This is a genomic window from Pseudomonas sp. SDO55104_S430 (assembly GCF_054070595.1).
This window is the reverse complement of record NZ_JBSVXG010000211.1, coordinates 1-9,751: the sequence shown is the minus strand read 5'-3', so window position 1 is coordinate 9,751 and position 9,751 is coordinate 1. Positions and strand designations below refer to the sequence as shown.

The following is a 9,751-nucleotide window of genomic DNA, read 5'->3' as shown; positions in this document are numbered from 1 at the left end:
GGTTTTGTGTCGATCACAAATTTGACCTGTAGGAGCGAGGCTTGCCCGCGAACCAGGCGCCTCGGTTTTAAAGGCCTGCAATCAACTCCCGATAATCCTCAACCGCCGCAAACTCCGCCGTGTCCTTGGGCCCCTTGCGGCTGTCGGGCTCTTTGACGGCCAGCAGATGCGCCACGCCGAAATCCCGCGCACTGCGCAGAATCGGCAAGGTGTCGTCGATGAACAGGCTGCGCGCCGGGTCGAAATCGATGTCGGCCTGCAACGCGTCCCAGAACTGCGGGTTCTCTTTGGGGAAACCGTAATCATGAGAGCTGATCAAACGCTCGAAGTACGGCGCCAGTTCGATCCTTTCAAGCTTGAGCGACAGTGAATCGCGGTGCGCGTTGGTGATCATCACCACACGCTTGCCGGCCTTTTTGATCGCCGCAAGAAAAGTGTCCGCGTCCGGGCGCAGGGCGATCAAATGGGCGGTTTCCAGTTTCAGTTCGCGCACCGGAAGCTTCAGTTCCGCGCTCCAGAAATCCAGGCAGTACCACTGCAACTGGCCGGCGTTGCGTTCGAACAGCGGCTGCAACTCAAGCTCGGCCATGGCCCGGCTGACCCCGTGCAATTCGGCGTAGCGCTGGGGCAGATGCTCCAGCCAGAAATGGTTGTCGAAGTGCAGGTCCAACAGCGTGCCGTCCATGTCCAGCAGGACGGTGTCGATGTCGGGCCATGGTAATAAAGGCATGGCAGTGTCTCGGGCGGTAGAAAGATATCTGGCGTAAACAATCGGGAAAGCCGCGTTATAGTAGCGCGTTCACGCCAAGGAGCTTTGCATGCGCCAGAAACCCACCGTCCTCGCCCGCGAAATCGTCGCCACCAGTCGTTTGTTCTGCGTTGAAGAGCTCAAGCTGCGCTTTTCCAATGGCGTGGAACGCACCTATGAGCGCCTGGTTGGCAAAGGTGCCGGTTATGGCGCGGTGATGGTGGTGGCGATGCTCGATGCTGATCATGCGGTGCTGGTCGAGGAGTATTGCGGCGGCACGGACGAATACGAACTGTCGTTGCCCAAGGGCTTGATCGAGCCGGGTGAAGACGTGCTGGCGGCGGCGGACCGTGAGCTTAAAGAAGAGGCCGGTTTTGGCGCGCGGCAGCTGGAGCATCTGACCGAGTTGTCGTTGTCGCCCGGTTACATGAGCCAGAAGATCCAGGTGGTGCTGGCCACCGATCTGTACGAAGAGCGTCTGCCAGGTGACGAGCCGGAGCCCATGGGGCTGGGCAAGGTCAATCTGCGGGAGCTGTCGGCGTTGGCGCAAAATCCGCAATTCACTGAAGGCCGCGCCTTGGCGGCGTTGTACCTGGCCCGAGATCTGTTGACCCAGCGCGGAGTGTTCCTGCCATGAATTTCCCTCATCCATTGATGGCGCCGGTGATCGAACTGGCGTTGAAGGCGGGCGATGCGATCCTGCCGTTCTGGCGCACAGGCACTGCGGTAACGGCCAAGTCCGATGATTCGCCGGTTACGGCTGCGGATCTGGCCGCTCACCATCTGATCGTCGCCGGGCTGACGGCGCTGGACCCGAGCATCCCCGTGTTGTCCGAAGAAGACGCCAACATCCCGCAAAACGTGCGCGCCGGCTGGCAGCGCTGGTGGCTGGTGGACCCGCTGGACGGCACCAAGGAATTCATTTCGGGTAGTGAAGAGTTCACCGTCAATATCGCGCTGATCGAGCAGGGGCGGGTGGTGTTCGGCGTGGTTTCGATGCCGACCAACGGCCGGTTTTATGTCGGTGGTGCGGGGTTGGGTGCGTGGCGTGGCGACAAAGGTGCCGAACCGCAGCCGATTCAAGTGCGCGAAGTGCCGCCGGCGGGGAAAGCCTTTACCGTGGTTGCCAGCCGTCGGCACTCCAGCCCGGAACAGGAGCGTTTGCTGGCGGGCTTGAGCAGCGGATTGGGTGAACTGGAACTGGCGAACATCGGCAGTTCGCTGAAGTTTTGTCTGTTGGCTGAAGGGGCGGCGGATTGCTATCCGCGTCTGGCGCCGACTTCCCAGTGGGACACGGCGGCGGCGCAGGGTGTGCTGGAAGGGGCGGGCGGCGAGGTGCTGGATTTGAGTGGTGAGCCGTTCAGTTATCCAGCGCGGGAATCGTTGTTGAACGGGTTTTTCCTGGCGTTGCCGGCGAAGGCGGCTTGGCGGGAGACTTTGTTGGAACTGGCCCGTTCCTGAGTCCGTATTACCTCATTACCTCATTACCTCTGTGGCGAGGGGGCTTGCCCCCGTTGGACTGCGCAGCAGTCCCATCTTTTTGGGGCCGCTTTGCGACCCAACGGGGCGGTGCGACGTTTCGACAAGCCCCCTCGCCACAGGTACTCTACCGGTGCAGAACATACTGCCCCACGAACCTCACCGCATCCTCATCGCTTCCCGCATTCACCACCCGCGTATTCAGGGCCAACCGCGCCCGGCCATAACGCTGATACATCGTCAGAAACTTCTTCCACACCTGCGCACTCGGCGCCGGGCAGATGGCGTGGGCGTCGCCCGTCACCGGTAGCGGATAGTTGATCTGGCCTTCCTGAATCACGATATGCCCGTCGGTAATGCCTTCTTCCTTCAGTCGCAAATGCATCCAGCCCCAACCCGCCAGCACCGCGCCGCAATACAGGCTGCCGCCGAACATGGTGCTCTTGTGATTGACGTTGGCCTCCAGCGGCAAGTGCAGGCGCAGTTGCTGATCGTGCCAGTCGAGCACTTTGAGGCCCATGTCCCGGGTGAGGGGGATGTCGTGGTGCAGGATCGATTCCAGTTGACGACTGTCGCGGCTCATTCAGCGCTCTCTTGTGTGCAGAAGTTGATCGGACGTTGGCTCACTCGAGTTCGTCGCTATGGTTGGCACCACCACTGTCGGCGAAGCTCAGGCCGTGCTTGCGCAGCTTGTCGTGCAAAGTCTTGCGCGGAATGCCCAGGGCTTCGGCGACGCTGCGCAAGGAGCTGTGCGAGCGCGCCAGCTCGGCGGCGATCAGGGTTTTTTCGAAGTTTTCCACTTGCTCGCTCAAGCCGCCGCTGACCACTTCGACCGTGGTGCCGGCAGCGCCTTGGGCCTCGTTGTTGTCCAGCGCCAGTTCAAGGCCCAGGGCAAAGCGTTCGGCGGCGTTCTGTAGTTCGCGCACGTTGCCCGGCCAGGTGTGACGCAACAGCAGGGCGCGCTGGCCAGGTTGCAGTTCATGGGGTGGCAAACCGTGGCGGGCGCTCGCTTCGTCGGCATAGTGCTGGAACAGCACCAGCGCATCTTCGCCACGTTCGCGCAGCGGCGGAATGCGCAGCGGTGCGACGTTCAGGCGGTAATAAAGGTCGGCGCGGAAACGGCCCTGATCGGCGGACTGGCGCAGGTCTTCCTTGGTGGCGGCGATGATGCGGATGTCCAGGGGGATCAGTTGGTTACCGCCCAGGCGTTCGACCACCCGCTCTTGCAGCAAACGCAGCAACTTCACCTGTACATCCAGGCTCATGCTCTCGATTTCATCGAGGAACAGGGTGCCGCCGTTGGCGAATTCGAACTTGCCGATGCGCCGTTTCTGCGCCCCAGTGAAGGCGCCGGGCTCGTGGCCGAACAACTCGCTTTCGACCACCGACTCGGCCAAGGCTCCTGCGTTGATCGCCACAAACGGGCCGCTTCGGCGGTTCGACAGATCATGCAGCGCCCTGGCGACCACTTCCTTGCCGGCGCCGGTTTCGCCGAGGATCAGCACGTCGGCCCTGGTCGCCGCCAAGGCGCCAATTTGTTCGCGCAGACGCAACATCGAAGGCGATTGCCCGACCAGTCGCGTACTCAGTTCATTGCGATCGCTCAAGGCCAGCCGCAGGCTGCGGTTATCCAGCACCAGACGGCGCAGGGCCAGGGCGCGGCGCACGCTGTCGAGCAGGGCATCGCTGGCGAAGGGTTTTTCCAGAAAGTCATAAGCCCCGGCGCGCATCGCTTGCACCGCCAGCGGCACGTCGCCGTGGCCGGTGATCAGCAGCACCGGCAGCTCCGGGTCCTGGGCATGCAGTTCGTTGAGCAACTCGATACCGTCCATGCCGGGCATGCGAATGTCGCTGACCACCACACCCGGCCAGTCGCGTTCGATTTGCGCGGCCAGGCCACGGGCTTCGCCCAGCGACACCACCTTCAGGCCGGCCAGATCGAGGGTCTGGCTCAGGGCCTGACGCAAGTGGGGATCGTCGTCGATCAACACGACCTGAATGCGATTGTCGATGGTCATGCACTTCGGTCCTCGGACGGTTGCAGGCTCACGCCCGGTGCGCCTGCGCGCAGTTTCAGGGTAATCAGCGCGCCACCTTCCTTGTGGTTGGCGAACGACAGTTCACCACCGAAAGCGCGCATCAGGGTCTCGCAGATCGCCAGGCCCAGGCCAAGCCCCTGGGTGCGGGTCTTGGTGGTGTAGAAGGGCTCGCTGGCGCGGCCGAGGGCTTCCATGCAGAAACCGGGGCCGTTGTCGCGAATGTACAGGTTGACGCCATCGGCGGTGGATTGGGCACTCAACCAGAGTTTTCGCGGCGGGCCTTTTTCGGTCAGGGCATCCAGGGCGTTGGCCAGCAGGTTGCCGAGTACCTGACGCAGGCGGGTTTCCCCGGCCTCGACCCACAGCGTCGCGGCGGGCAAATCGCGGATCAGCTCCACCTCCATGCTGCGCCGGCGCTTGGCCAGCAGCGCCAGGGCGTCGTCCAGTGCCGGTTGCAGGGCGACGCTTTCCGGGGCGTGGCGGTCGCGGCGGGCAAAGGCGCGCAGGTGGGCGATGATCGAGGCCATGCGCCCGGTCAGTTCGCTGATCAGCTTGAGGTTGCCGCGCGCGTCGTCGGTGCGCTGGTGGTCGAGCAGCACTTCGGCGTTCTCCGCGTAACTGCGGATCGCGGCGATGGGCTGGTTGAGTTCGTGGCTGATGCTTGCCGACATCGTTCCCAGAGCCGAGAGCTTGCCGGCCTGAACCACATCGTCCTGGGCGCGCACCAGCTCCTGCTGGGCCTGTTCGCGTTCCAGCACTTCCTGTTTGAGGCGCCGGTTGAGTCCTTCCAGGTCACTGGTGCGCTCGGCGACGCGGCCTTCGAGTTCACGCCGGGCCTTGGCCTCGAAATCGATACGCTCCAGGTAATGGCGGCGGCGCTGCATCATCAGGCCGAGCAGCAACATCACTACCAATAAAGTCGCACCGCCGATGGCGACCACGGTGCGCACGGGCCGGTCGATCAGGGTGCGTGGGGCAAGGATGCTGACGTTCCAGCCAGTTTCCGCGATGGTCTGGGTCTGGGTCAGCCAGGCATTGGTATTGAGCTTGAGCGGCTTCGGCTCGCGGGTCGGATACGGCTGGATCGCGCTGATGGCCAGGCGCTCGTCTTCGCTCAACGGGCGGGTCGCGCGGAAACGCCATTCCGGCCGCGAGGTGAGAATGACCACGCCGTTGTGGTCGGTCAGCAGCAGTTGTTCGGGGGTTTTGCCCCACAGGCTTTCGGTGTGGTCCAGATCGACCTTGACCACCAGCACGCCGGTGATTTTCTCGCCGTTGCGCACGGCGGCGGCGAAGAAGTAACCGCGCTTGGCAGACGTGGTGCCCAGCCCGAAAAAGCGCCCGAGGCGCCCGGCCATGGCTTCGCTGAAATACGGCCTGAAGGAAAAATTGCGTCCGACGAAACTGTCGTGTTTATCCCAGTTGGAGGCCGCCAGGGTCTTGCCCGTGGTGTCCATCAGGTACATGACTTCGGCACCGGTCTGGGTGCTGATGTTTTTTAACAGTCGGTTGGCGTTGCCCTGGTTGACGCTGTCGTCGGGCGCGCCGAGCACGGCGCGCAGGGCCGGCAGGTCGCCGAGAATCTGCGGCAGCACTTCATAGCGGTGCAGGGTGCCCAGCAGGTTGGCCACGTAGAGGTCCAGAGTCTGGCGATTCTGCCCGGCCAGTTCGCTGCGGTAATAACGCTCGGCCAGATGCTCAAGCGGCCACAGCAGCGGCGCCAGACACAGCGCGAGCAGGGCCAGGCTGCGCCAGCGGGGTCTGCGCAGACGGTTCGTTGTCATGGGTACATTTTGGCTAGGCAAAGACGTCGGCATCCTTGAACAGTGCTGCGCATTGATCCTTGGCCGAGAGCAGCGGCGCGCCATCCAGCTGCCAGTCGATGGCCAGGTCCGGGTCGTCCCAGCGAATAGTGCGCTCGGCGTGTGGATCGTAATAGTCGGTGGTCTTGTAGAGCACCTCGGCGGCCTCGCTCAAGGCGACGAAGCCGTGGGCGAAACCCTCGGGAATCCACAGCTGGCGATGGTCTTCGGCGCGCAGATGCACCGCCAGCCACTGGCCGAAATGCGGCGAGCTGCGGCGCAGGTCCACCGTCACGTCCAGGACTTGGCCGCTAATGACGCGAACCAGTTTGCCTTGGGGCGTTTCCAGTTGGTAATGCAGGCCGCGCAAGACGCCTTTCTTCGAGCGCGAATGGTTGTCCTGAACGAAGGTTGCCTGCACGCCGGTGGCGTGGGCGAAGGTTTCGGCGTTGAAGCTTTCGAGAAAGAAACCACGTTCGTCCTCCAGCACCCGGGGTTCGAGGATCAGAATTCCGGGCAGCTCGGTGGCAATGACATTCATGGTTCTCTCCGACAGTAAGCGTTGCTGGGCGACATTCTTGCGCAAAGCGTCGTCGGGTGCGAGTCACCGCTGGGCGGGCAAGTCGGGGGCGGGGGGTTGCGTATCGGCTCGAGCAGTGGCGATATAGGCGCCTAATAAATTTAACACCCTCATCCTGGAGTCCGTTCCATGCCACTCGCCACCTTGATTCATCGCGCCAGTTTGCCCAGCCCGCAGGTTTCTGCGCAGCAGGCACTTGAGCTGTTGCAGGAACATTACGGGCTGAGCGGCAAGTTGCAGGCTCTGGGCAGTCAACAGGATCTGAATTACCGCGTCGACAGTGACCGGGGTCGTTTCGTCCTGAAAATCTGCCGCGGCGATTATTCAGCCGTGGAGTTGCAGGCTCAACACGCCGGCCTCAAGCATCTGGGGCAGCACCCCGACGTGCACGTGCCGCGGGTGATCCCGGCGAAAAGCGGTGAGGATCTGCTGTCGCTGGATGTCGCGGGCCAGGCGGTGCATGTACGTCTGCTCGATTACATCGAAGGTCAGTCCCTGACTCACCTCGACCATTTCAACCGCACCGTAGTGGCCGGTTTCGGTCGCCTGTGCGGCGAGATGGACCTGGCGCTGGCGGCCTTCGACCATCCGGGCCTGGTACGCACGCTGCAATGGGACGCGCGCCACGCCCAGGCGTTGATCGCGCATCTGCTGCCGGTGATCCAGGACGACGCCCAGCGCAAACTGATCGCTGAAGCGGCGGCGCAGGCTGAACGTCACCTGCAGCCGCTGGTGGAGAAGTTGCCGGTGCAGGCCATTCACATGGACATCACCGATGACAACGTGGTCTGGCAGCGCGACGCCGAGCGTCAGTGGCAGTTGCAGGGCGTGATCGATTTCGGTGATCTGGTGCGCACCTGGCGCATCACCGATCTGTCCGTGACCTGCGCGGCCCTGCTGCACCACGGCGATGGCGATCCGTTCTGCATTTTGCCGGCGGTGCAGGCCTATCACGCGGTCAACCCGCTGACCCATGAAGAACTGCTGGCGCTGTGGCCGCTGATCGTCGCCCGTGCGGCGGTGCTGGTGCTCAGTGGCGAGCAGCAGGTCAGCATCGATCCGGGCAACACCTACAGTCGCGACAACCTGACCCACGAGTGGGAAATCTTCCGCGTGGCGACCTCGGTGCCGCTGGCGCTGATGGAAGCGGCGATCCTCACCGCCGTCGGGCAGAACCTGCCGGCCATCGTCACCGAAGGCTTCGCGCCGCTGCTGCCGAGCCTGGTGGGGCGTGAGTTTCCGTTGATCGATCTGGGGGTGCTGAGCTATCACTTCGAGGCCGGCAATTGGGAAGAAGAGGGCATCGATCAGCGTTTGCTCGATGGCGCCGAGAAGTTTCACGGGCTGGCGGCCAGTCGTTATGGGCAATACCGGCTGTCCCGCACCCAGCCGGACAGCGCCATCGAGCCCGAGACGTTCCCGTTGCACGTCGAGTTGCGTGTACCTCAGGGCACGGCGGTCGAAGCGCCGTTTGCCGGTGTGGTGCACCAGCCTTCGGCGGGCGTGCTGCAACTGGACGGCCCGCAGCTGAGCGTGCGTTTGTGGGGCGTGACGTCTTCGGTGCATGCTGGTGCCGCGCTGGTCAAAGGCCAGGTGTTGGGCGCCGTCAGCGGACCTTTGGTGGTGCAGCTGTGCCGTGACGCATCGTTCAATGCGCCGCTGTTCTGCACGCCGACCCGCGCAGCGGCCTGGCAGGCGCTGTGCCCGTCTCCGGCGGCGCTGCTGGGGCTGGCCTGTGACGCGGAAGAAGAGCTCGATGCGCAGACCTTGCTGGCCCGTCGCGACGCCAGCTTCGCCCGCACGCAGAAACACTATTACGTCGACCCGCCGCGTATCGAACGCGGCTGGCGCAATCACCTGATCGACATGCAGGGTCGTTCCTACCTCGACATGCTCAACAACGTCGCGGTGCTCGGTCACGGTCATCCGCGCATGGCCGCCGTCGCCAGCCGCCAATGGTCGCTGCTCAACACCAACTCGCGCTTCAACTATGCCGCCGTGGCGGAGTTTTCCGAGCGCTTGCTGAAACTGGCGCCGGACTCCATGGACCGCGTGTTCTTGGTCAACAGCGGCAGCGAGGCCAACGACCTGGCGATCCGTCTGGCCTGGGCCTACAGCGGCGGGCGCGACATTGTCAGCGTGCTGGAGGCCTATCACGGCTGGACCGTGGGCGCGGACGCGGTGTCGACGTCGATCGCCGACAACCCCAAGGCCTTGAGCAGCCGCCCGGACTGGGTGCATCCGGTGGTGGCGCCGAACACCTATCGCGGCGAATTCCGCGGCCCGGACAGCGCGCCGGACTACGTGCGCAGCGTCGAACACAACCTGGCGAAGATCGCCGAGCAGAAACGCCAGCTGGCCGGTTTCATCTGCGAGCCGGTGTATGGCAATGCCGGCGGCATCTCGCTTCCCGCGGGCTACCTCAAAGAGGTCTACGCCAAGGTGCGCGCCCAGGGCGGCGTGTGCATCGCCGACGAAGTGCAGGTCGGTTACGGACGCATGGGCCACTTCTTCTGGGGCTTCGAAGAGCAGGGCGTGGTGCCGGACATCATCACCATGGCCAAGGGCATGGGTAACGGCCAGCCGCTGGGCGCGGTGATCACCCGCCGGGAAATCGCCGAGGCGCTGGAAGCCGAGGGGTATTTCTTCTCGTCGGCCGGCGGCAGCCCGGTCAGTTGCGAGATCGGCATGGCGGTGCTGGATGTCATGGAAGGGGAAAAGCTCTGGGAGAACGCCCAGGTGGTGGGCGGCTACTTCAAGGAGCGTCTGGAGGCATTGGTCAATATTCATCCGCTGGTGGGGGCGGTGCATGGTTCCGGTTTCTACCTGGGCGTGGAGCTGATCCGCAACCGCGAAACCCTGGAACCGGCGACCGAGGAAACCACGGCGCTGTGCAATCGTCTGCGTGATCTGGGGATTTTCATGCAGCCGACCGGGGATTACCTGAATGTGCTCAAGATCAAGCCGCCGATGGTCACGTCGCGCCAGAGCGTGGATTTCTTTGTGGATATGCTTTCCAAGGTGCTTTCCGAAGATTTGTAAAATTTGAAATTGCCTTCGCGGGCAAGCCTCGCTCCTACAGATACCGTACCCCGTATCCGTA

8 protein-coding genes are annotated in these 9,751 nt (G+C 63.4%); 3 read left to right on the top strand and 5 right to left on the bottom strand.

Going from position 1 to position 9,751, the window contains the following annotated elements:
- Window positions 1–67: 67 nt before the first annotated feature.
- A complete protein-coding gene (gene yrfG / locus ACW9JE_RS25025; protein WP_224539096.1) occupies window positions 68–730 on the bottom strand; it encodes a GMP/IMP nucleotidase in 663 nt (220 codons plus the stop codon).
- Between the two features lie 88 nt (window positions 731–818).
- Here yrfG and nudE point away from each other — a divergent pair, with 88 nt between their 5' ends.
- Window positions 819–1,385 (top strand): ADP compounds hydrolase NudE, encoded by a 567-nt coding sequence (gene nudE / locus ACW9JE_RS25020; protein WP_224539094.1) that lies wholly within the window; start codon window positions 819–821, stop codon window positions 1,383–1,385.
- On the top strand, window positions 1,382–2,209 hold the full coding sequence (cysQ, locus tag ACW9JE_RS25015) for a 3'(2'),5'-bisphosphate nucleotidase CysQ (RefSeq protein ID WP_457434251.1): 828 nt from the start codon (window positions 1,382–1,384) through the stop codon (window positions 2,207–2,209). The genes nudE and cysQ overlap by 4 nt, the downstream gene beginning before the upstream one ends.
- A gap of 145 nt (window positions 2,210–2,354) precedes the next feature.
- Here the strand turns inward: cysQ and ACW9JE_RS25010 are convergent, their stop codons facing one another.
- The 4 genes from ACW9JE_RS25010 to rfbC are packed head-to-tail and all read right to left on the bottom strand — an operon-like array spanning window position 2,355 to window position 6,609.
- On the bottom strand, window positions 2,355–2,810 hold the full coding sequence (locus tag ACW9JE_RS25010) for a YiiD C-terminal domain-containing protein (RefSeq protein WP_224539089.1): 456 nt from the start codon (window positions 2,808–2,810) through the stop codon (window positions 2,355–2,357).
- A gap of 40 nt (window positions 2,811–2,850) precedes the next feature.
- A complete protein-coding gene (locus tag ACW9JE_RS25005; RefSeq protein WP_457434250.1) occupies window positions 2,851–4,245 on the bottom strand; it encodes a sigma-54-dependent transcriptional regulator in 1,395 nt (464 codons plus the stop codon).
- Complete coding sequence (locus tag ACW9JE_RS25000) at window positions 4,242–6,050, bottom strand: sensor histidine kinase (RefSeq protein WP_457434249.1); 1,809 nt, start codon at window positions 6,048–6,050, stop codon at window positions 4,242–4,244. The genes ACW9JE_RS25005 and ACW9JE_RS25000 overlap by 4 nt, the downstream gene beginning before the upstream one ends.
- Before the next feature lie 13 nt (window positions 6,051–6,063).
- Window positions 6,064–6,609, bottom strand: a complete 546-nt coding sequence (rfbC, locus tag ACW9JE_RS24995; protein ID WP_224542127.1) for a dTDP-4-dehydrorhamnose 3,5-epimerase — start codon at window positions 6,607–6,609, stop codon at window positions 6,064–6,066.
- 168 nt (window positions 6,610–6,777) lie between these two features.
- Between rfbC and ACW9JE_RS24990 the strand changes: the two genes are divergently transcribed.
- On the top strand, window positions 6,778–9,690 hold the full coding sequence (locus tag ACW9JE_RS24990; protein ID WP_457434248.1) for an aminotransferase: 2,913 nt from the start codon (window positions 6,778–6,780) through the stop codon (window positions 9,688–9,690).
- Window positions 9,691–9,751: the final 61 nt, after the last annotated feature.